The organism is Yoonia sp. (assembly GCF_030731595.1).
Lineage (GTDB): Bacteria > Pseudomonadota > Alphaproteobacteria > Rhodobacterales > Rhodobacteraceae > Yoonia.
This window is the reverse complement of sequence record NZ_JANQTS010000101.1, coordinates 12,182-31,723: the sequence shown is the minus strand read 5'-3', so window position 1 is coordinate 31,723 and position 19,542 is coordinate 12,182. Positions and strand designations below refer to the sequence as shown.

The window sequence follows — 19,542 nt, the reverse complement described above, 5'->3', positions numbered from 1 at the left end:
GCAATCACGCCGGTGGCTTTCAAGGCTGTGAGGTCTGCCATGGATGATACGCCGCCAGAAGCGATGACGGGGATCTTCACCGCCCGCGCCAAGTCAGCCGTTGCCTCGATGTTCGGGCCCTTCATCGCGCCGTCGCGCAGAATATCGGTGTAGATGATGGCAGCGATGCCCGCATCCTCGAAGGATTTTGCCAGATCGGTGACCATCACGTCTGTCTCTTCGGCCCAGCCGCGAGTGGCGACCTTGCCGTTGCGGGCATCAAGACCGACCGCAACCTGACCCGGAAATTCCTTTGCTGCCGTGCGGACCAATTCGGGGTTCTCTACAGCAACGGTCCCGAGAATCACGCGCGCCAGCCCTTTGTCCAGCCAGCGTTCGATCGTGGCCATATCCCGGATACCGCCGCCCAATTGCGCAGGAACCGGGCAGGCCGCAAGGATCGCCTCGACCGGGGCCGCGTTCACCGGTTCTCCGGCAAAGGCCCCGTTGAGGTCCACCAGATGCAGCCATTCACAGCCTGCCGCGACGAAAGCTTTGGCCTGCGCCGCCGGGTCGTCATTGAAAACGGTCGTCTGATCCATATCCCCATGCACCAGCCGCACGGCGTTTCCGTCTTTGAGGTCAATGGCAGGGTAGAGGATCATGGCAGCGCCTTTCGTGTTCGCCCGCGTTTATGCATGGGCGCGGGCAGATTGCAACGCACCGCTTGGACCCAACGTCAGTGTTGATTGGCGCAGGGTGCGTCGCGCATGATCTGCCGCAGAACTCTAGGGAGGAGATCACAATGAAACGAATCGCACTGACAGTCGCGGCGCTGGTCGCTTTGGCCGCACCCGCCACCGCCGAGCCGTTGCTTGGCATGTGGCAAACCGCGCGTGACGACAACGGCAACTCTGGCATCATCGAGGTCGCACCTTGTGGTGCGGCACTCTGTGGCACTTTGGTGCAGTCCTTTGATGCCAATGGCAATGACATGGCCTCTGCCAATATCGGCCGTCAGATCATCTCTGAGACGGTGGCCAATGGCGACGGAGCTTACCGTGGCAAGGTGTGGTCGCCGGACCGGGACAAGACCTATAACTCGCGGCTCCAACTGACGGGCGATACGCTGTCTGTGTCAGGTTGCGTGCTTGGCATCTGCCGTGATGGCGGGACATGGACGCGGGTGCCATAAAGGGTATTTTTCTGGTGTGGCATGGGCCTGCCCGCAAGGGTGGGCCTTTTTTGATTGCTCTTGATGGTTGGTGCGGCCGGCAGGCGTGATCCCGATTTTCCGGACCCCGCGCAAGTCGGCGCTCCGTCTGGCAACGGGAACAGCTAAGCCGCACACCGCGCGATCAAAGACGCATCCTGATCGGCTGACCATTCTTGCGGTGCCGCGAGACCAACTCTTTTTGGAATCTATTTGGGGGGATGAACCGGACTGGTTCCTGAAAATAGTCTCGTTCAGCCAAGTCCGGGAAGATTGCGAGTATTTCCTCTTTCGCTTCTGCATCAAGAGCCTCGAGTGCTTGGGGACCCGTAAAGAGGCTTTCTGTCGGCGACCCTTCGGCAAAGATGATTTCGTGCTGATCGAAGAGCAAATGAAAATACGCCAGACTCTGCACATCGGTATCCACAAAAATGCCGGGTAGCTCTGTGAGTTTGATGGCTGCTACCAAGACCTCGGGCTGGCCAAACATGCGTTGCGCAATTTTGGATGACGCCACCATGCGATGTTGACGGGACACAAGCAGGTCGCAGATCGGCAGGCCGTCTCCGAGCGCTCCGGCGGTAATGCGTACCGGAAAGAAATTGGGGTTTGCGACCAGCGCATTGCGATCAAGATAGCGCCGACCGATCCAGCGGACGTCCTGAAAACCGTTGTCTTGAGTTCTGACCCTATCGCCCTCAGTCAGCGCATCAATGCACATCACACCCTGTTCGGTTTCTATCCGTGTGCCTGCTGTCAGACAGACCAAGCCGACATAGGGCTCCGCCCCGTTCACCACGAAGTTGGAGTAGGTTAAGACGTCCCCGATTGCGAAATTGATGGTCGAAGCCGCACCGATTGGGCTGTTCGACCCATCACCAAGCACAATGAGTGTGCCGACTTCGCCTGTCGTGGTGTTTGTGACGGTGAATTCGCCGATATTCCAAACGTTACCGCCATCAGGAACAACAACCACGCCGTCCAATATCAAGTCGCCGACTGTCACCTGATCAGCCCCGGGATCGGCTGTTGGCTGGGAGGGTTCATCGTCAAACGACGTGTCGCCTACGCCATCATTGATGGTGACGAGGCTGGGCGTTCCAGCAACGACGAAAGGACCACCGCCAAACAGGTCAAAAAAACTGGATATGCCAAGGTCGGCAGCGGACCAACCTAGAAATGTAAAGTCAGGCATCGTTCATCATCCGATCGTGAATAATGTGCGCCAAGCAAGCCAAAGCCCCTTTTTGCATATCCACTCTTGCACTCGTAAAATCACTGTCGGAGGGTAGCATAGTCAGTCACGGCGAAAATTTCCAGCTTTGGCTGAAACTTTACCTGCACCACGTCTCAATCAGACTGATGCCTTTGCCGGAGCAGTCTACCCCGCTCTTTGGACCGGGCGACTGGTCTCAGCGCAACCCGGTCTCTTCCAGCATACCGCGCCGTTTCGCTTCGTAATAGTATCCGCGGGCGTACCAGTTGACAGCTGTCTGCTCGTCCCCGTCCGATACCAACCACGCCCCGCGCAGATAGCGCCCCGCATAGATCAGGTTCGTTTCCGCATCGAGCAATCCTTCCGGTGACCCCCGATAGCCCATGCTGCGCGCCGTCTGCGGCAGGATCTGCATCAACCCATAATATGGGCCGTTGCGCGCTGCCGGATTATGCGTGCTTTCGCGGACAATGACCCGATGCAGCAGGGTGACAGGGATGCCATGCACATCCGCGTATTTGTTGATCAGGCGCCGCAGTTCCGGCGTCTCGTTGGGATAAAGCGGAATGTCCGCGCGGCTGCTGGGCCGCGGTTCTGAGCGGCGACTACAGGCGGCGAGCGCACTTGCGGTCATCAAAAGGAAAAGGCGGCGGTTGAACATAGAGGCTCCTGATCTTTGGCACGATGGGGGTCAGATATAGCGATGACCGTGCAAACAAAGGACTTGTTATTCAATAGCCAAAGTCTTCGAGATCAGGGCGCCCACCGCAGAAAATTGCCGATCATGCGCAAACCCGCTGCTTGGCTTTTCTCGGGGTGGAATTGCGTACCGATCATCGTGTCGCGCCCGATAATGGCCGTCACATCGCCCGCGTAATCCACATGGGCCAGACGTTCTGCTGGATTGCTGACGGTCATCGCGTAGGAATGGACGAAATAGGCGTGATCGCCCGTCACGATCCCTTCCAGCACCGGATGCGGATGGTCGATCACCAGATCGTTCCACCCCATATGCGGGACTTTGAGCGCCGGATCAGAGGGAGTGATCTTGCGTATATCTCCTCCCACCCAGTCAAAGCCGGGCGTTTCCTCGTACTCATGGCCCGTAGTCGCCATCATCTGCATCCCGACGCAGATGCCAAAGAAAGGGCGGGCGCGGACGGTCACCGCCTCGACAATCGCCTCGGCCAGTCCGGTGCGTGCAAAAAGCTCTGCACGGCAATGCGGAAACGCCCCGTCGCCGGGCAGCACGATCCGGTCGGCGCGGGCCACGACATCGGGGTCGGAGGTGACGATGATCGACCCCGTGCCGACCTCTGCCGCCATCCGTTCAAAGGCCTTTTGCGCCGAATGCAGATTACCGCTGTCGTAATCGACAAGGGCCGTGGTCATAGGCTGCCTTTGGTCGACGGGATCGCATCCGCCTTGCGCGGATCGGTTTCGACCGCTTCGCGCAGGGCACGCGCGACGGCCTTGAACGCGGCCTCTGTGATGTGGTGGGCGTTGAAGCCGTGCAGCTTGTCGATGTGCAAGGTGATGCCGCCATGCGTGCTGAATGCCTGAAAGAACTCGCGCACCAATTCGGTGTCGAAGGTGCCGATCTTGCCGAAGGGCAGATCAAGGTTGCAGATCAGATAGGGGCGGGCAGAAAGGTCAAGTGCTGCGCGTACCTGCGCGTCATCCATCGCAAGGTGGCAACTGCCATAGCGGCGAATCCCGCGCTTGTCGCCAAGGCCAACGGTCAGAGCCTGACCCAAGGCGATGCCCACATCCTCGACGGTATGGTGGTCATCAATATGCAGATCACCGCTCGCACGGACGGTCATGTCAATCAGCGCATGGCGCGACAGCTGGTCCAGCATGTGGTCAAAAAAACCAACGCCGGTCTGGTTGTCATAGATGCCGGTGCCATCAAGGTTGATGGTGACGGTGATATCCGTCTCGGCGGTTTTGCGTGTGATCGTGGCTGTCCGCATGGCGCGCGTCCTTTGGTTTTGTCACTGCTCTATAGGCATATCCGGGGCAGGGGCCAAGCCTGTGTGCAAAAACCTGTGGCTTTTCAGCAAAATTTAAGAGTTCGAGTCGTAGGGTAAGCCCACGCTGTCATTTATCAGGAGAATCCGATGAAAGCCCTCATTCTACGTAACGATGCCGAAGCCGCTGTCGCGACGGCGCGCGCCTTGATCGACAAAGGTTTCCAGATCCTGTCAGTCGATACCCAAGCTGTCGCGCATGCATTGATCCGCGTCGATACGATTGACCTTTTGGTTATGGATGAGCTCGTTGAAGGGCAGTTAACCCACGCGATTGCGTTGTCAGGTGAGCGGAAAAACCCTTACCTGAGCGCGATCTTTCTGACCGATCGCACCCAAGAGGAGACGGATGACCTCTATGATTTGATCCCCTGCCTCTATGCTTTGGTGGGTGCCGATACAGCGCCGGCCTTGCTTGGCAAACTGGCATTGTCTTCCGTGAGCAGTATTGAAGAAGTTGTCGCGCGCGTGGCGCAAAACCAGGAACAAGACCTTGCCGAAGCGGATGATCCTCAGGAAATGGCATTGCTACTGACTGATCCGATCGGCGTCGACACGCCACAATTGGAGGAGGTATGTTTCAGCCATGCCGATATTGCGATCGCTGAACCCGCGCTGGCAGAGTTGGAGATCATGGAAGATGCCAACACATTGCAAAGCATCGAAGAGGCATTGAGAGTGGAACTCGCAGCGATCTTTCGTGACCGCCCGCTACCGCAATTGCCTTTTATGCCAGCGCATCGTGGCGCGATGGCCTTTTGATCTGTTGTGATTGCCGGTCGGTAAACCGCTACCGCGATTTCTGATTTCACTTTGGGGAAGGGCCGCCAGAATACACTGCGGGCGCATCCTCAAACGCTCTGGTGCTTGTAATCGACTGTGGCGGGTCCCGCTTGAATTGGCCGGCACAGTCTGATCAGCGCCGAGCGTCTTACAGCCTGTTGACCGGGAGTGGCTTGCGCCTTGCGCCCGACAAGGCATTGCCCGCAATCGCGGCCAGAAGCAGCGCCCCACCGGCAAGTGTTCTGAAAGAGGCGTCCTCTCCCAAGAACAACCAGACCCAAAAAGGCCCCAGAAGCACCTCTGCCAAGGACAAGAGTGCCAGTTCCGCGGCGGGAAGCGTACGGGAGCCCAGAGTGTAAAGCACCAGTCCCGCGCCAACCTGAAAGACACCCATTCCCATCGCGATACCGCCGTCCCGCGGGGATAGGACGAAAGAAAACCCAAGCAACAGGCAAATCACCGATGTGATCACGATGGCAAAAAGCCCGGAAAGAAACACAGCGGGCAGCATTTCCCCGGACTTTCCCCAGCGCAAGGCGACGGTAAAGACCGAAAACCCACACGCAGAGCCAAGGGCTGCCAATGTGCCGGCGACATCGCCGCGCGATGTTTCGCCTGATACCATGATCGCGATTGCGCCAATGGCCACGATGATGGCGATCCATGTTGCGGACCGGACATGCTCGCGCAACACGATCCAGCCCAGAATTGCAGTGATGAAAGGGGCTGTCGCAAAAAGCAAAAGCGCATTGGCGACGGGGATCACCTGGATCGAGTAAATGCCACCGGCATAGGCAGCGACCAGGGCGAGGCCGGCAACAGCCGCAGGCAGTCCAGAGCGGCGCGCCTGGGCAAAAGGGCTCTCTGCGCTGCGCAGACGGATCACGACATAGAGAAAGGCGCTGAGTGCGATAGAGCGATAGAGCAGGATTTGCCAGACATTCGCTTCTTCGATCAGCCGGATGCCCAACCCGACCGTGGACCACAGCACACCTGCTGCAAAGACGAAAAGCAACCCTTGACGGTGTCCAATCTCTTTTTGCGGTGCGCGTACGATACTGGTCATGAGGTGGCCTTTGGGTCGTCGATGCCTGCTGACTACCAATCAAAACAGTTGCCGTGCCAACCGTTCGCGACCCATTTGTGTCGGGGGAGTACCATGAACCCGCCAAATACTTAGGCGACAAACAGGCCCCATGACGCATCTCCGTCCGGTTCGCCGCGCGAAAATGCCCGTTGTCCCCGACGCCCTATTGCCGATCATCCCATGCCAGAAGGGTCTTTCGTGCCAAAAGGCCACCGGTGCAGGGCCTTGGCGAAAGCAAGTGCCCGCCAAGGCTCGGCCCTTGCTTGATCAGCGATTTAGCAAGGAACCCGGCAGGGCCAAGAGATACCGAGATCATGGCCCATCATGCCAAATGACCCTCGACAACCTTGGGCGTAGATGTCACTCAGCGGCACCAAATTCACTTACGCGATGGATGCCCTAAAATGTGGTATACGTTGTGCACCCAATGTTAAGACCTGAACATGAGCATTTCGAACAATCAAAAGCGCAAGATGAAATCTGCCGCACGGCTTTATGCGGTGCAGGCCCTTTTCCAGATGGAAGCGTCAAACCAAACGGTCGATGCCGTTGTCCGTGAATTCGAGGATCATCGCTTTGGGGCAACCTATGAAGAAGGCGAAATGACCGAGGGCGACGTGGATACGTTTCGCGCCCTGATGGAAACGGCTGTGGATGATCAGGCGAGCATTGATCAGATGACCGACAGGGCCTTGGTTGCGAAATGGCCGATCGCGCGGATCGACCCGACCTGGCGTGCGCTTTTCCGCGCGGCAGGGGCGGAATTGATCCGCAAAGAGACCCCTCCCAAAGTGGTCATCAGCGAATTTGTCAGCGTCGCCGAAGCGTTTTCAAATGATGGCAAAGAGCCGAAATTCGTGAACGCGGTACTGGATCATATGGCCCGCGAAGCCCGCCCCGAAGCTTTCGGAAGCTAAGTCAAATGACGACCGGGTTGTAGTTCTCTCTTTCATGGCTATCTTTGTGTAGAGGAGACCTGCAAATGAAGCCGAACAATGAACCCGATCTGATGGCCCTTTACCTGCGGCACTGTGCAATGGGCTTTGTGCTATCGGCTGTTTTTGTCGCGATGCTTTTGTGGCGCGATGTCGCGGGGCTTGGCACGCTGATTGCAGGCTCTGACGTCGGCGTGTTGGCTGTTTTCCTGTTGTGGTTCTTTCACGGAACAGTTTTCGGCAGCGTTCAGTTCGCGCTCATGATCATGTTGCAGTCGGATGACCACAATGACGATGACGACCATCACCGCGGCAGGATGATCCCTGTGCGTGTGACGCAGTCTGCAGCGGGCAGACGGCCGTAACAAAGTATTCTATTTCTGCAAGAAGGGTGACGGGAACCACGGCAACCGTAGAGGTAACTAATCCCGAGGACCTGTATGTACAGGTGGGCGCCAGGTAATCAGACCAGGGTCAGAACAGAGCCAGCTCCCTCGGATTTGCTTAAGGCCACTGGATTTGTACCCATGTGTTACGAGAGGTGCAGAACCCGTCGTCTCACAGGTAGGATGGCAGACGCGCGAGGGCAAGGCCTCTTTGCGTTTGTTATTCGTCGATGTCGCCGCGAATGAGCCAACCTTTGCTGCCAACCATCTCAGCAGGCGCGTAACCGAGCAGCAGACGCTCGGCCATACCGATGAAGAGAAGGGCCATCGAAACTTCGAAAAAACTGATATCTGTAAAAAGTGGCATTTTTGACATTCCCCTAGTTCTTGCATTCATGGATAGGGTGCAAAGCGGACCAAAACGTGACGCAGGCAAGGCTTTTGCCACAAAGAGTCACGCCGGCGCGCCCCGTTTGGGTCACAAAGCTGCACAGTTTAGATGAACAGATTTGGCAAAAAATTGGCCGAGTGTTTGAAATATAATAATATTTTACTGAACCGAGGAATTTCGCATCACGACGGGCACGCGCATGGGTGTTTTGGTCGTATCAATCGCTGCCTGACTGAGTCGCAGCGAAGATCGGCGGCCCTTTGAACCCGGCGCCGCTGTGCCCTGACCAGATCATTGTGCGTCTTGGCCGATGGTCTTGCCGGAAGACAGCGAAAGCACCACGTCACGGCGTCAAATACAGTGCTTTGCAAGTTTTTTCTTGAGTTTTGTTCACGTATTGTTCAGGTTTACCCCTATGCGCGATGATCTTACCCCCGCCAATATGATGCCCGGCCAGCTTTTGGCACGAGGTGTGGCGCGTGCCCTGCGTGGCCATGATTTTGTGAGTGTCGAAGAACTGGTGCCGACCTCGGGCCTGCGTGTTGATGTGATGGGGCTGGGGCCAAAAGGCGAAGTCTGGATCATCGAGTGCAAATCCAGCCGTGCCGATTTTCAGTCAGACAGCAAATGGCAGGGCTATCTGGAATGGTGCGACCGGTTCTTCTGGGCCGTCGACAGTGAGTTCCCGACAGAGCTCTTGCCGGATCATACTGGCCTGATCCTTGCAGATGCCTATGACGCAGAGATCATTCGCATGGGACCCGAGACCAAACTTGCCCCCGCGCGCCGCAAGGTCATGGTGCAGAAATTCGCCCGCCACGCGGCCATTAGGGCGCAAGTGGCACGAGATCCGGGGTTTATTTCCGTTTTTTGACGGCCCGTGCCGCCATCGCCGCCGCGCGGATCTCTTCGGCAATTTCATCGGCCTCTTCGGGTTCGAAATCCATGGGGATTTCCACGCCATCCGCTTCGATGAAGATCCGGACCATGCCCAGATCGGTTGGACCGATCTGCATATTGGCCTCGATGTCGCGCTCGTTGTTGATACCCATGTCCGTCCTCGTGATTTGGCCTGCAATTCAGTACAGCGCAGCAGGCTTGATTGGCAAGGGCAGGGTCTTGTCCTTTGCGACCAGATTGGCTGCCTGGGGTCTTGCAATCGTGATCCCATCCCGCTAAATCAGCCCAGATGCCGCCTTAGCTCAGTTGGTTAGAGCACTGGTTTGTGGAACCAGGGGTCCCCCGTTCAAGCCGGGGAGGCGGTACCATCCCTCCCATGCCGCACGGAGACGATCATGGGTGAGACACTCATTACATTCGAAATCGGGCCGAACCCGCCACCCCGTCTGGACAAGGCGCTGGGCCGTGATGTGCCGGATGATGCAGCCCTCAGCCGTTCACGGTTGTCCAAGCTGATAGCGGATGGGGCAGTGGCAGTGGATGGCACGGTTGTGACCGATCCCCGCCACCGGATTACGCAAGGCGCGGTTGTGGCTGTCACTGTCGCTGTTGCCGAGGAAAGCCATATTGGCGGCGAAGATATCCCGCTGGAGATTGTCTTTGAAGACGACGACCTGATCGTCATCAACAAACCGGCGGGTATGGTGGTGCATCCCGCCCCGGGTACGCCAGGGGGGACAGTCGTGAACGCTCTTATTCATCATTGCGGTGATACCCTATCCGGCGTTGGCGGCATGAAACGCCCCGGGATCGTGCATCGCATTGATAAAGAGACAACGGGATTGCTGGTTGCTGCCAAATCGGACCGCGCGCATCATCATCTGGCCGATCAGTTCGCCGCCCATACGGTCGAGCGCCGCTATCTGGCGGTCTGTTACGGTGTGCCGGACCAGAACGATCCGCGTTTGCGCGGGATCAAGGGCACCTCGTTCGAGCCCGGCAATATCCTGAAAATCCAGACGATGCTGGGGCGGCACAAAACCGACCGTCAGCGGCAGGCGGTATCCTTTGCGGGCGGGCGTCACGCGGTCACGCGGTCGCGGATCATCACACCGCTTGGCACACCGCCCTGTGCGGCACTGATCGAATGCTGGCTGGAAACGGGGCGCACGCACCAAATCCGCGTGCATATGGCCCATTGCGGGCATTCCCTGATCGGTGATCCGGTCTATGGCGGGCGCCGGAAACTGTCGCCCAAGGCCGTAGGTGAAGCAGGGGTGGAGGCCGTTGCCGCATTTCCGCGCCAAGCACTGCATGCGGCCACCTTGGGCTTTGAACATCCAGTGACGGGCGAATTCCTCGGGTTTGAGGCGGATTTGCCTGATGATATGACCGCCCTTTTGCGCGCACTTGGCGCAGAGGTCTGAAATATTCGATCCCATGTGCGTGAGCGCACCGAAATCTGTCTCGCATTACTAAACTGATTAGTTCATATTGATTTTACGGAAATCGGATAACCCGCACTTGAAAGCAAATGCGAGCGCTACCATATCCATGTTAAGCCTTTATACATAGGAGGGCAGATACAGTGAGTAACTACAAGAATTTACCAGCACCATCCCCGGAAGGTGGGCTGAACCGCTACATGCAAGAAATCCGCAAGTTCCCGATGCTGGAACCCGAGGAAGAATACATGCTGGCCAAACGCTGGGTGGATCACGAGGATACCGAAGCGGCCCACAAGATGGTCACTTCGCACCTGCGACTGGCAGCCAAGATCGCCATGGGCTATCGCGGCTATGGTCTCCCGCAGGCCGAAGTGATTTCAGAGGCCAATGTGGGCCTGATGCAAGCGGTCAAACGCTTTGATCCGGAAAAGGGTTTCCGTCTGGCAACCTATGCCATGTGGTGGATCCGTGCTTCGATCCAGGAATATATCCTGCGGTCCTGGTCACTGGTGAAACTCGGCACGACCTCGGCACAGAAAAAGCTCTTCTTTAACCTGCGCAAGGCGAAAAACCGCATTGGCGCGCTGGAAGAGGGCGATCTGCGCCCTGAAAACGTGCAGCGGATCGCGACCGATCTGGGTGTCACCGAGGACGAGGTCATTTCGATGAACCGCCGTTTGTCGGGCGGGGATGCCTCTTTGAATGCCACCGTCAGTGCGGATGGCGAAGGGGCTGCCCAGTGGCAGGACTGGCTTGAGGATGAAAGTGCCAATACAGCGGCGGATTATGAGGCCCATGACGAGCTTGATGCCCGTCGCGCGCTTTTGGCCGAAGCGATGAGCGTGTTGAATGACCGTGAAAAGGACATTCTGGTGCAACGTCGTCTGGCAGATGAAACCGTGACGCTGGAAGACCTCAGCAGCCAGTATGATGTCAGCCGCGAGCGTATTCGGCAGATCGAAGTGCGGGCCTTTGAAAAGCTGCAATCCAAGATGCAGGAACTCGCGCGCGAAAAAGGTATGCTGGCTGACGCCTGATCCCATCATCGCCGTTTGTATTTGATATCCCCGCCGGAGCCTCCGGCGGGGATATTTTTTGCTCGGAAGAAGCAGGTGATCCGTTCCCTCTCGGACCTGTTGGCGCTAACCTTTCACTGGAAGAGGATTTGCACATGACACATTTGCGTTGGGGTATTCTGGGGGCGGCCAATTTTGCCCAAAACCACATGGGGCCTGCGATCCAGGCGGCCAAGGGGGCAAAGCTTGCCGGGATTGCAACGCGCAGCCCTGAGAAAGCGGCTGGATTTCGGGCTTTTGCACCCGGAATTGCGGTTTATGACAGCTATGACGCGATGCTGGCTGATCCGGCGATTGACGCGGTTTATATCCCGCTGCCCAATCATCTGCATGTGGACTGGACCGTCAAGGCGCTGGCGGCTGGCAAGCATGTCTTGTGCGAAAAGCCGATCGCGCTGGCGGCTGGTGATTTTGACGCGCTGATCGCCGCACGTGACGCTGCGGGAAAACTGGCGGCAGAGGCATTCATGATTGTGCATCATCCCCAGTTCATCCGCGCCCGTGAATTGGTCCAAGGCGGTGCTGTCGGTGACATGGTGCATGTCGATGCGACCTTTACCTATTTTAACGATGATGGTGGGAATATCCGCAATCAGGCCACAGCAGGGGGCGGGGGGTTGCGCGATATCGGTGTCTATACCTTTGGTGGCGCGCGGTTTGTCACGGGTCAGGAGCCCGATTCCATCCCCTATGCCAAGCTGCGCTTTGAGAATGGCGTGGATGTCTTTGCGCAGGTGGAAGCGGAGTTTCCCGGTTTCACCTATTCCTCTACCGTTTCCATGCGGATGTTCCCGCGCCAGCAGATCACCTTTCATGGCACCAAAGGTGTCTTGCGTCTGACCTGTCCGTTCAACGCCAATGTCTTTGGCATGGCCGAACTGACCCTCGAGACCGCAGGGATGACCGTCACGACAGAGCGGTGGCCAGCCGAAAACCACTATGTCACGCAGGTGGAAAATTTTTGCAATGCGGTGCAGACTGGCACTGTGTACCCGTGCCCGCTTGAATTTTCGCGCGGTACGCAGCAGATGATGGATATGGTTTTCGCCGCTGGTGCAAAGCCCCAATGAGGAACTGACGATGGCAAACGATCAAGAGCCGAAGGATTTGGAAATCGAATCCGACTTCGAGAACATCTGGCTGCGTCTGGTGCATATGGTCATCATCGCGGTGTTGATGAGCATGGCCAGCACCTTGCTGGGGCTTCTGACAGTGGCGCAATTCCTGATCATGCTGTTCAACAAGCGGATCCCGAACGAGCAACTGGCCGGTATGGGCACCACGATGGGCGTCTGGATGGCCAAGGCAGCGCGCTATCAGACAGCGGACAGCGAAGTGAAGCCTTGGCCATGGACAGAGTTGGATTAACCTTCCATCGCTTCCAATTCGTCGATGAAGCCTTCGATCATCGACAGACCCTTGTCCCAGAATTTCGGATCGGAAGCATCAAGGCCGAAAGGGGCCAACAGCTCTTTGTGGTGCTTTGAGCCACCCGCGCGGAGCATGTCGAAATACTTGGTGCGGAAGTCAGGATCACCTTCTTCGTAAACCGCGTAGAGCGCGTTCACTAACCCGTCGCCAAAGGCATAGGCGTAGACGTAGAAGGGGGAATGCACAAAATGCGGGATATAGGCCCAGAAAGTTTCATAGCCATCGGCAAAGTCGAAGACCGGCCCAAGGCTTTCGGCCTGCACGGACATCCACAGCGCGTTGATATCGTCGGGTGTCAGTTCCCCTTCCGCGCGGGCGGCGTGCAGTTTGCATTCAAAATCATAGAACGCGATCTGGCGCACGACGGTGTTGATCATATCCTCGACCTTGCCCGCCAGCAGGATCTTGCGTTCTTCCGGCGACTTTGCCCCTTCGAGCAGTTTGCGGAAAGTCAGCATTTCACCAAAGACAGATGCGGTTTCCGCCAATGTCAGCGGGGTTGAAGACAGTAATTCGCCTTGTTCGGCGGCCAGAACCTGATGCACACCGTGGCCCAGTTCATGGGCGAGGGTCATCACATCGCGCGGTTTTCCCAAATAGTTCAACATCACGTAAGGATGCACCGGCGTGACGGTCGGATGCGCAAAAGCACCCGGGGCTTTGCCCGGTTTCACGGCGGCATCAATCCAGCCGTCCGTAAAGAACGGCTTGGCGATCTCGGCCATTTTGGGGTCGAATTCGGCGTAGGCTGACAGCACGGTCTGTGTCGCCTCGTCCCAGTTCACGATCTTGGTGCTTTCCATTGGCAAGGGCGCGTTGCGGTCCCAGACTTGCATCCTGTCCAACCCCAGCCATTTGGCCTTCAGCGCGTAATAGCGGTGTGACAGGCGCGGGTAGGCGGCCACGACCGCGTTGCGCAGTGCCTCGACCACTTCGGCCTCGACATGGTTGGACAAGTGCCGCCCGGTTTGCGGGGTCGGCATCTTGCGCCAGCGGTCTTCGATCTCTTTTTCTTTGGCGAGCGTGTTGTGGACGCGTGAAAAGATCTTGATGTTGTCCTGAAAGACAGCCGCCAGCGCATGTGTCGCTGCCTCGCGCTTGCTCCGGTCCTGTTCGGTCAGCAGGTTCAGCGTGGCCTCGAGGTTCAGCGTTTCGCCCTCCACCTCGAATTCCAGCCCGGCCATTGTCTCGTCAAACAGACGGTTCCATGCGGCAGCACCCACCGTGGATTGATCGTGCAGGAATTTTTCCAACTCGTCCGACAGTTGGTGCGGTTTCATCGCGCGCATCCGGTCAAACACAGGTTTATAGCGGGCAAGGTCGGCATTTGCGGCGAGCAAGCCGGCAAGGTGCGCGTCCTCAATCCGGTTGAACTCTAGCCCGTAGAACACAAGCGGTGTTGTGTAGTTGGTGATCTTGTCCTGACAGTCTGCCATGAATTTGGCGCGTTCGCTGTCGGTGGTGATCTGGTAATAGCGCAAGCCCGCAAAGGACATCACGCGCCCGGCGATCACATCAATCTGTTCGTAGCGTTGCACAGCCTCCAAAAGCCCTTTGGCATCAAGGCTCGCGAGCTTTCCCTCGTAAGTCTTTGCGAAATCAGCACATTCCGTTTCCAGCCACGCCATGTCACGCTTGAGTTCGGGACTATCGGTTGCCGGATAGAGGTCAGTCAGGTCCCACTCTGGCAGATTGCCAAAGTCTTTCCCGCCGGACGTATTGGCATCAAATACGGGCTGAGTACGATTCATGAAGGCGCCTTTCCTAGCTTGCGTGCCGGAACATAGTCACGGTTTTGCGGGGTGAAAAGGACCATCAGCCGAAAGTCGCAAGCAACTCTTTGAGATCATCCAATGTATTGGCCTCTTGCACAGGCTTGTCACGACGCCAGCGCAGCATCCGCGGGAAGCGCAAAGCGACGCCGGATTTGTGGCGTGGACTGGCCTGGATGCCTTCGAACGCGATCTCGAACACATGCTGGGCGGGGACCTGCCGCACGGGGCCAAAGCGCTGCAATGTGTTCTTGCGCACCCAAGCAGTGATTTCGCGGAATTCAGCATCGGTCAGGCCGGAGTAGGCCTTGGTGAAAGGCACCAGATCGTTGCCGTCGCGCACCGCGAATGTGTAATCGGTGAACAGGTTCGCCCGCCGCCCGTGTCCTGCTTGGGCATAGATCATCACTGCGTCGATGGTCAGCGGGTCGATCTTCCATTTCCACCAGTCGCCGCGCTTGCGCCCTGACAAATAGGGGCTGTCGCGCCTTTTGAGCATGAGACCTTCGGCGTTGAGGTTGCGGGACTGGTCACGCGCTGTGCGCAGATCATCCCATGTTTCAAAGGGCACAGAGGCAGAAAGGCGCAAAGGTGCCGCTTGCGGCGTCTGCGCCACCAGTCCGTCCAGTGCCGCCCGTCTGTCTTGGAGCGGGTGGTGCCGGATGTCTTGGCCTGCGTGTTCCAGAAGGTCATAGGCCATCAGGATGACCGGAGCCTCTGCCAACAGTTTTTTTGGCACCGTCTTGCGCCCGATCCGCTTTTGCAGGGCGTTGAAAGACAGCGGCACCTCGTGCGCAAAGGCCAGCACTTCGCCGTCGATCACGGTGCCGTCGGGCAGATAATCCTTGAGCTGCGCAAACTCGGGGAAACGGTCGGTCATCAGGTCTTCGCCGCGCGACCACAGGTGGTGTTCGCCGCCCCTGATGATCAACTGCCCGCGAATCCCGTCCCATTTGCGTTCCGCATTCCAATCGCCGGGCGCGCCCAGATCGTCAAAGCCGTCCAACTGATAGGCCAGATAGAACGGGTAGGGGCGCGAGAGGTCCGCGGTGGGATCATCCGCCTCGATCAAATGCGCCCAAGTCGTTGTGTCAGGTGTCCAGTTACCCATCAGTTTGTGGGTCAGTTCTGGCTCGGGCTGGCCCGTCGCTTGCGCCAATGCGCGGGTGATCAGCTTGGCGCTGACCCCGATCCGAAAGCCGCCGGTCAGCAATTTGGTGAACAAGAAACGCTCGGTATTGGGCAGGCTATCCCATGCGGCCAGAATACCTGCCTTGCGCGCATCGTCGTCCAGCGTGGAAAGCGTCTTGATCGTGGTGATCCAATGGGTCAGCGTCTGGTCGCTTTGCAGGGTCGGCGGGGGCAGCACCAGTGCGATCGTTTCGGCCAGATCGCCCACGATGCTATAGCTTTCCTCGAACAGCCAATCGGGCAGGCCCGCGACCTCTGCCGCCCATTCCCGCAGACGGGTCGCTGTGATCGTCCGCTTTGGGCGGCGTCCGGTGAAAAGCGCGATGGTCCAAAGCCGGTCTTCGGGTGTGGCGGTCTGGAAGTAATCGGCAAGGGCCGCCGTCTTGACCGAGGTTTTGGTGCTTTCGTCGATGCGGGTGAAAAGGGCGGCAAAGTCTTTCATGCCTCGACCTCATCGGCCTGATCAAAGCCTTCGCCGTGATAATCGGTGCTGACGATATGGGCGTCATACCCCTGATCCGCTAACCAGCGCTGGAAAACAGAGGTATAGCCGTGGGTGGCGAAAATCCTGGTCGCACCTGTCGCCTTGATGGCTGTATTCAACCCTTCCCAATCGGCGTGATCCGACACGATAAACCCTCTGTCCGCCGCGCGTCTGCGGCGCACGCCACGCAGGGCCATCCAACCACTTGCAAAGGCGGTCGAAGCGGGGCCGAAGCGCCGCGCCCATGAGGTGCCAAGCGCGCTGGGCGTGGCCAGCACCAACGCGCCTGGGTGGGTTTTGTGCGTGATACCTGCGGTCACAAGCGTTGTTTGCGGCAGGGCAAATCCCTGATTGCGCAGCACTGCATTGGTATTCTCAATCGCGCCATGGGTCAGGATCGGCCCAATCTCGGGGTTCACGGTGGCCAGCAAACGCTGGGCTTTGCCAAGCGCATAGGCCCCAAGGATCGACGTGCGGCCTGCCGCGGCATTGGCGGCCCACCAGTCGTTGATTTGCCGGGCCAGAATATCCTGCGGCGTCCATTTGAAGACGGGCAGACCAAAGGTGCATTCGGTGATGAAGGCATGGCAGGGTACAGGCTCGAACGGTTCGGACAGCCCATCGGCCACTGTTTTGTAATCGCCAGAGACGACCCAGACCTCGCCTTTGACGGCCACCCTGATCTGCGCAGAGCCGGGGACGTGACCCGCAGGGTGGAACGAGACCGCAGCATCGCCGATCTGCCGGACCTCTCCGTAGGGAATGGTGTCGAGCGTGATCGTGCCCAGACGATGCCGCATCACGGGGGCGGTTCCGGTCGTCGCCAGATAGCGCCCCATGCCGGGGCGGGCGTGATCGCTATGACCATGGGTGATCAGCGCCCGATCCACCGGTTTCCACGGATCGATATAGAAATCGCCGGCAGGACAATAGATGCCGCGATCAGTGAAAGTGAGGACGTCAGCCATAAAGAGCAGTATAGAGCGCGGGCAGGGCGGGCCAATGGGGTAAGGTGGGTTCCACCCACCTTACGGTTTCACTACTGTAGCACGATATGAACTGACGAGGTGGCAGATGGCCCTTGATCCCGACCTGATTACAAAGACCTATGCCGCGATCAAACCCGCCACCATGCGGACCCCGACGGTCCACGCGGCACGCTTGTCCTTGCAGCTTGGTATTGATCTTTATCTCAAGCTGGAGAACCTTCAGCACACCAATGCTTTCAAGGCGCGTGGGGCGCTCGCAAAACTGCTGACCCTGACGGAGGCAGAGCGCAAGGCAGGTGTGATCGCCTGTAGTGCGGGCAATCATGCGCAGGGTGTGGCCTATCATGCGACCCGTCTGGGCATTCCTTCGGTCATCGTGATGCCCGAGGGCACGCCCTTTAACAAAGTCAAACGCACCAAGGATTTCGGGGCCGAAGTGGTCCTGCATGGCAGCGGTTTTGATGAAAGCGTGCAATTCACGCTGGATATGGCCGCCGAAAAGGGGTTGACCTTTGTCCACCCCTTTGACGATCCGGTTGTGGCGGCAGGTCAGGGCAGCGTGGCGCTGGAAATGCTGGAACAGGTCCCCGATCTGGATGTGATCGTTGTCCCCGTTGGTGGCGGTGGCCTGATTGCGGGCATGGCCGTGGCGGCAAAGTCGGTGAAGCCAGATGTGCAGATCATCGGTGCGCAGGCGTCGAATTTCGATGCGGTGAAAGCGCAGTTCGATCACGCCGAGACCCATTTTGGCGGGGCGACTTTGGCCGAAGGCATCGCTGTGCGCGCGCCTTCTGCTGCGAATATGGCGATCATCAACCGCTATGTGGACCGCGTTGAAACCGCGACAGAGGCCCAGATCGAGGCCGGAGTTTTCGATCTTTTGTCGCAGGAAAAGATTGTCGCAGAAGGGGCCGCCGGTGCCGGCATGGCGGTGATCGAGAAATTCGCGCAGGATTTTCAGGGCAAGAAGGTGGGTTTGGTGGTTTGCGGCGGCAATATCGATTCGCGGCTGCTGTCCACCCTGATCCTGCGCGGCTTGGTGCGGGACGGGCGCATTACGCGCCTGACCTTCGAGATCGACGACAAACCGGGCCAGTTGGCGGATATCTCGCGGATCATCGGGCAGGCGGGGGCCAATGTGGTCGAGGTAATCCACCAGCGGATGATGCAATCGGTGTCATTGAAGCAGGCTGAATTGGAAATCGTGATCGAAGCTCGCGACAAACAGCATGTGATCGAAACAGTCGATGAATTGCGCAGCGCAGGGTTTCGCGTGCGCACCGATACCGATCTGGACTAGGTCAGTTGCGCATCGAAAAGCGCGGCTGTTTCGTCAAAAATCATGGCGCGGCGCGCGGGGCTGTCCATCAGCATTTCGTGCCGCCCGCCTTTGATGACACGCAAAACGCCATTGGGCCATTGACGCATCCGGTTCCGGATTGCTTGCGGATCGACAATCGCCTCGTCGGTTCCAAGGAAGGTCAGACAGGGGCAGGCCGGAGTGTGCAACTTGCTTAGCTTTTGCATTTCCACAAGTGACGCATTGAGCCAGCGCAGGGATGGCCCCCCCAGCCCAAGATCGGGATGGGCGCGTAACTGTTCTTGAAAAATCGCGAACATGTCGGGATCGCATGTCAGGGTATTTTCGGCAAAACCGGTGCGAAAGACATAACTTTCCTCGAACTGGCCAGGAACAAGGGTCTGGTCAAACCCCAAGGGCCTGCTGACCGTAGACAGCCCCCATGCGACAGGCCGCAAAGGGGGCGCCATCTGGACGCCCCACATCGGGGCCGAAAACATGATAGCTTTGACATCAAGCCCTTCGATCAGCGACCGCAATCCGATGCAGCCGCCCATAGAGTGGCCGATCATGAAATAGGGTTTGGGCAGGTCGCGCTCTCGCGCATAGGCCAGCACCGCCGCCAGATCTTTTTGGTAGTCGTTGAAATGCCCCACGTGCCCGATTGCCCGATTGGGCGTCATCCGGTCGGCGATTCCCTGACCCCGCCAATCAATGGCAAGGCTGGCATAGCCGCGATCCTGCAGCGCTTGCGCCGTGCGGCCATATTTTTCGACGAACTCCGTCCGGCCCGGAAAGATCAGGACCGTGCCTTTGGCTGCCGCATGCCCCCAAAAGCCGACGCGAATCCGCAAGTTGTCAGAGGTCGTCAACCAATGCGCCACCCCCCCGGAAGGGCCACCTGCGATGTCTTCGTAAAGCGGCGCCG

Annotated in this window: 22 protein-coding genes and 1 tRNA gene; 11 read left to right on the top strand and 12 right to left on the bottom strand. The window is 58.1% G+C overall.

Annotated features, from left to right (window positions below; all coding sequences use genetic code 11):
* A partial coding sequence (gene hisA / locus NWQ23_RS12190; RefSeq protein WP_306166640.1) for a 1-(5-phosphoribosyl)-5-[(5-phosphoribosylamino)methylideneamino]imidazole-4-carboxamide isomerase occupies window positions 1–644 on the bottom strand: 644 nt, incomplete at its 3' end.
* A 140-nt stretch (window positions 645–784) separates the two neighbouring features.
* Here hisA and NWQ23_RS12185 point away from each other — a divergent pair.
* Entirely contained in the window at window positions 785–1,174 is a 390-nt protein-coding gene (locus NWQ23_RS12185; RefSeq protein ID WP_306166639.1) for a DUF2147 domain-containing protein, read from the top strand.
* Window positions 1,175–1,337: 163 nt separating this feature from the next.
* On the opposite strand, the gene NWQ23_RS12180 is transcribed toward NWQ23_RS12185, so the two are convergent.
* The 4 genes from NWQ23_RS12180 to hisB all read right to left on the bottom strand — a co-directional run bounded on the left by NWQ23_RS12180 (window position 1,338) and on the right by hisB (window position 4,384).
* On the bottom strand, window positions 1,338–2,387 hold the full coding sequence (locus NWQ23_RS12180; RefSeq protein ID WP_306166638.1) for a Hint domain-containing protein: 1,050 nt from the start codon (window positions 2,385–2,387) through the stop codon (window positions 1,338–1,340).
* A gap of 217 nt (window positions 2,388–2,604) precedes the next feature.
* The gene (locus tag NWQ23_RS12175) at window positions 2,605–3,069 is read right to left on the bottom strand and encodes a lytic transglycosylase domain-containing protein (RefSeq protein WP_306166637.1); all 465 of its coding nucleotides are present in this window, start codon (window positions 3,067–3,069) and stop codon (window positions 2,605–2,607) included.
* Between the two features lie 92 nt (window positions 3,070–3,161).
* On the bottom strand, window positions 3,162–3,800 hold the full coding sequence (hisH, locus tag NWQ23_RS12170) for an imidazole glycerol phosphate synthase subunit HisH (protein WP_306166636.1): 639 nt from the start codon (window positions 3,798–3,800) through the stop codon (window positions 3,162–3,164).
* A complete protein-coding gene (gene hisB / locus NWQ23_RS12165) occupies window positions 3,797–4,384 on the bottom strand; it encodes an imidazoleglycerol-phosphate dehydratase HisB (protein ID WP_306166635.1) in 588 nt (195 codons plus the stop codon). The genes hisH and hisB overlap by 4 nt, the downstream gene beginning before the upstream one ends.
* Window positions 4,385–4,531: 147 nt before the next feature.
* Here hisB and NWQ23_RS12160 point away from each other — a divergent pair, with 147 nt between their 5' ends.
* A complete protein-coding gene (locus tag NWQ23_RS12160; RefSeq protein ID WP_306166633.1) occupies window positions 4,532–5,203 on the top strand; it encodes an imidazoleglycerol-phosphate dehydratase in 672 nt (223 codons plus the stop codon).
* 169 nt (window positions 5,204–5,372) lie between these two features.
* Here the strand turns inward: NWQ23_RS12160 and NWQ23_RS12155 are convergent, their stop codons facing one another.
* Window positions 5,373–6,290, bottom strand: a complete 918-nt coding sequence (locus tag NWQ23_RS12155) for a DMT family transporter (RefSeq protein WP_306166632.1) — start codon at window positions 6,288–6,290, stop codon at window positions 5,373–5,375.
* 464 nt (window positions 6,291–6,754) lie between these two features.
* On the opposite strand from NWQ23_RS12155, the gene nusB reads away from it, so the two are divergent.
* The gene (gene nusB, locus NWQ23_RS12150; protein ID WP_306166631.1) at window positions 6,755–7,228 is read left to right on the top strand and encodes a transcription antitermination factor NusB; all 474 of its coding nucleotides are present in this window, start codon (window positions 6,755–6,757) and stop codon (window positions 7,226–7,228) included.
* Between the two features lie 65 nt (window positions 7,229–7,293).
* The gene (locus tag NWQ23_RS12145) at window positions 7,294–7,611 is read left to right on the top strand and encodes a hypothetical protein (RefSeq protein WP_306166630.1); all 318 of its coding nucleotides are present in this window, start codon (window positions 7,294–7,296) and stop codon (window positions 7,609–7,611) included.
* 241 nt (window positions 7,612–7,852) lie between these two features.
* Here NWQ23_RS12145 and NWQ23_RS12140 read toward each other — a convergent pair whose 3' ends face one another.
* The gene (locus NWQ23_RS12140) at window positions 7,853–7,999 is read right to left on the bottom strand and encodes a hypothetical protein (protein ID WP_306166629.1); all 147 of its coding nucleotides are present in this window, start codon (window positions 7,997–7,999) and stop codon (window positions 7,853–7,855) included.
* Between the two features lie 439 nt (window positions 8,000–8,438).
* On the opposite strand from NWQ23_RS12140, the gene NWQ23_RS12135 reads away from it, so the two are divergent.
* Complete coding sequence (locus NWQ23_RS12135) at window positions 8,439–8,897, top strand: MmcB family DNA repair protein (protein WP_306166628.1); 459 nt, start codon at window positions 8,439–8,441, stop codon at window positions 8,895–8,897.
* Here the strand turns inward: NWQ23_RS12135 and NWQ23_RS12130 are convergent.
* Entirely contained in the window at window positions 8,881–9,075 is a 195-nt protein-coding gene (locus tag NWQ23_RS12130) for a DUF6324 family protein (protein ID WP_306166627.1), read from the bottom strand. The two genes, NWQ23_RS12135 and NWQ23_RS12130, sit on opposite strands and share 17 nt — an antisense overlap.
* 139 nt (window positions 9,076–9,214) lie before the next feature.
* Between NWQ23_RS12130 and NWQ23_RS12125 the strand changes: the two genes are divergently transcribed.
* From NWQ23_RS12125 to NWQ23_RS12105, 5 genes are all read left to right on the top strand, one after another.
* Window positions 9,215–9,291 (top strand) — tRNA-His (locus NWQ23_RS12125).
* Between the two features lie 27 nt (window positions 9,292–9,318).
* Window positions 9,319–10,350, top strand: coding sequence for an RluA family pseudouridine synthase (locus NWQ23_RS12120; protein ID WP_306166626.1), 1,032 nt, complete (start codon window positions 9,319–9,321; stop codon window positions 10,348–10,350).
* A gap of 161 nt (window positions 10,351–10,511) precedes the next feature.
* On the top strand, window positions 10,512–11,408 hold the full coding sequence (gene rpoH / locus NWQ23_RS12115; RefSeq protein ID WP_306166625.1) for an RNA polymerase sigma factor RpoH: 897 nt from the start codon (window positions 10,512–10,514) through the stop codon (window positions 11,406–11,408).
* Window positions 11,409–11,542: 134 nt separating this feature from the next.
* Window positions 11,543–12,517, top strand: coding sequence for a Gfo/Idh/MocA family protein (locus NWQ23_RS12110; RefSeq protein WP_306166624.1), 975 nt, complete (start codon window positions 11,543–11,545; stop codon window positions 12,515–12,517).
* Window positions 12,518–12,527: 10 nt separating this feature from the next.
* Entirely contained in the window at window positions 12,528–12,815 is a 288-nt protein-coding gene (locus tag NWQ23_RS12105) for a DUF4389 domain-containing protein (RefSeq protein ID WP_306166623.1), read from the top strand.
* Here the strand turns inward: NWQ23_RS12105 and NWQ23_RS12100 are convergent.
* The 3 genes from NWQ23_RS12100 to NWQ23_RS12090 all read right to left on the bottom strand — a co-directional run bounded on the left by NWQ23_RS12100 (window position 12,812) and on the right by NWQ23_RS12090 (window position 17,293).
* Window positions 12,812–14,629, bottom strand: a complete 1,818-nt coding sequence (locus NWQ23_RS12100; RefSeq protein ID WP_306166622.1) for a M3 family oligoendopeptidase — start codon at window positions 14,627–14,629, stop codon at window positions 12,812–12,814. The genes NWQ23_RS12105 and NWQ23_RS12100 overlap by 4 nt on opposite strands.
* A gap of 64 nt (window positions 14,630–14,693) precedes the next feature.
* On the bottom strand, window positions 14,694–16,283 hold the full coding sequence (locus NWQ23_RS12095; protein WP_306166621.1) for an ATP-dependent DNA ligase: 1,590 nt from the start codon (window positions 16,281–16,283) through the stop codon (window positions 14,694–14,696).
* Window positions 16,280–17,293, bottom strand: coding sequence for a ligase-associated DNA damage response exonuclease (locus NWQ23_RS12090; RefSeq protein WP_306166620.1), 1,014 nt, complete (start codon window positions 17,291–17,293; stop codon window positions 16,280–16,282). The genes NWQ23_RS12095 and NWQ23_RS12090 overlap by 4 nt, the downstream gene beginning before the upstream one ends.
* 106 nt (window positions 17,294–17,399) lie before the next feature.
* Between NWQ23_RS12090 and NWQ23_RS12085 the strand changes: the two genes are divergently transcribed.
* The gene (locus NWQ23_RS12085) at window positions 17,400–18,614 is read left to right on the top strand and encodes a threonine ammonia-lyase (RefSeq protein ID WP_306166619.1); all 1,215 of its coding nucleotides are present in this window, start codon (window positions 17,400–17,402) and stop codon (window positions 18,612–18,614) included.
* Here NWQ23_RS12085 and NWQ23_RS12080 read toward each other — a convergent pair.
* Complete coding sequence (locus NWQ23_RS12080; protein WP_306166618.1) at window positions 18,611–19,498, bottom strand: alpha/beta hydrolase; 888 nt, start codon at window positions 19,496–19,498, stop codon at window positions 18,611–18,613. The two genes, NWQ23_RS12085 and NWQ23_RS12080, sit on opposite strands and share 4 nt — an antisense overlap.
* Window positions 19,499–19,542: the final 44 nt, after the last annotated feature.

Bases quoted from the DNA above. Each gene is read 5' to 3' on its own strand.
- nusB (WP_306166631.1), top strand. From the start codon at position 6,755: ATGAGCATTTCGAACAATCAAAAGCGCAAGATGAAATCTGCCGCACGG.
- NWQ23_RS12100 (WP_306166622.1), bottom strand. From the start codon at position 14,629: ATGAATCGTACTCAGCCCGTATTTGATGCCAATACGTCCGGCGGGAAA.
- NWQ23_RS12085 (WP_306166619.1), top strand. From the start codon at position 17,400: ATGGCCCTTGATCCCGACCTGATTACAAAGACCTATGCCGCGATCAAA.
- NWQ23_RS12175 (WP_306166637.1), bottom strand. From the start codon at position 3,069: ATGTTCAACCGCCGCCTTTTCCTTTTGATGACCGCAAGTGCGCTCGCC.
- NWQ23_RS12130 (WP_306166627.1), bottom strand. From the start codon at position 9,075: ATGGGTATCAACAACGAGCGCGACATCGAGGCCAATATGCAGATCGGT.
- NWQ23_RS12120 (WP_306166626.1), top strand. From the start codon at position 9,319: ATGGGTGAGACACTCATTACATTCGAAATCGGGCCGAACCCGCCACCC.
- NWQ23_RS12110 (WP_306166624.1), top strand. From the start codon at position 11,543: ATGACACATTTGCGTTGGGGTATTCTGGGGGCGGCCAATTTTGCCCAA.
- NWQ23_RS12185 (WP_306166639.1), top strand. From the start codon at position 785: ATGAAACGAATCGCACTGACAGTCGCGGCGCTGGTCGCTTTGGCCGCA.
- NWQ23_RS12140 (WP_306166629.1), bottom strand. From the start codon at position 7,999: ATGCCACTTTTTACAGATATCAGTTTTTTCGAAGTTTCGATGGCCCTT.
- hisB (WP_306166635.1), bottom strand. From the start codon at position 4,384: ATGCGGACAGCCACGATCACACGCAAAACCGCCGAGACGGATATCACC.
- NWQ23_RS12180 (WP_306166638.1), bottom strand. From the start codon at position 2,387: ATGCCTGACTTTACATTTCTAGGTTGGTCCGCTGCCGACCTTGGCATA.
- NWQ23_RS12135 (WP_306166628.1), top strand. From the start codon at position 8,439: ATGCGCGATGATCTTACCCCCGCCAATATGATGCCCGGCCAGCTTTTG.
- NWQ23_RS12105 (WP_306166623.1), top strand. From the start codon at position 12,528: ATGGCAAACGATCAAGAGCCGAAGGATTTGGAAATCGAATCCGACTTC.
- NWQ23_RS12095 (WP_306166621.1), bottom strand. From the start codon at position 16,283: ATGAAAGACTTTGCCGCCCTTTTCACCCGCATCGACGAAAGCACCAAA.
- hisH (WP_306166636.1), bottom strand. From the start codon at position 3,800: ATGACCACGGCCCTTGTCGATTACGACAGCGGTAATCTGCATTCGGCG.
- NWQ23_RS12145 (WP_306166630.1), top strand. From the start codon at position 7,294: ATGAAGCCGAACAATGAACCCGATCTGATGGCCCTTTACCTGCGGCAC.
- NWQ23_RS12090 (WP_306166620.1), bottom strand. From the start codon at position 17,293: ATGGCTGACGTCCTCACTTTCACTGATCGCGGCATCTATTGTCCTGCC.
- NWQ23_RS12160 (WP_306166633.1), top strand. From the start codon at position 4,532: ATGAAAGCCCTCATTCTACGTAACGATGCCGAAGCCGCTGTCGCGACG.
- NWQ23_RS12155 (WP_306166632.1), bottom strand. From the start codon at position 6,290: ATGACCAGTATCGTACGCGCACCGCAAAAAGAGATTGGACACCGTCAA.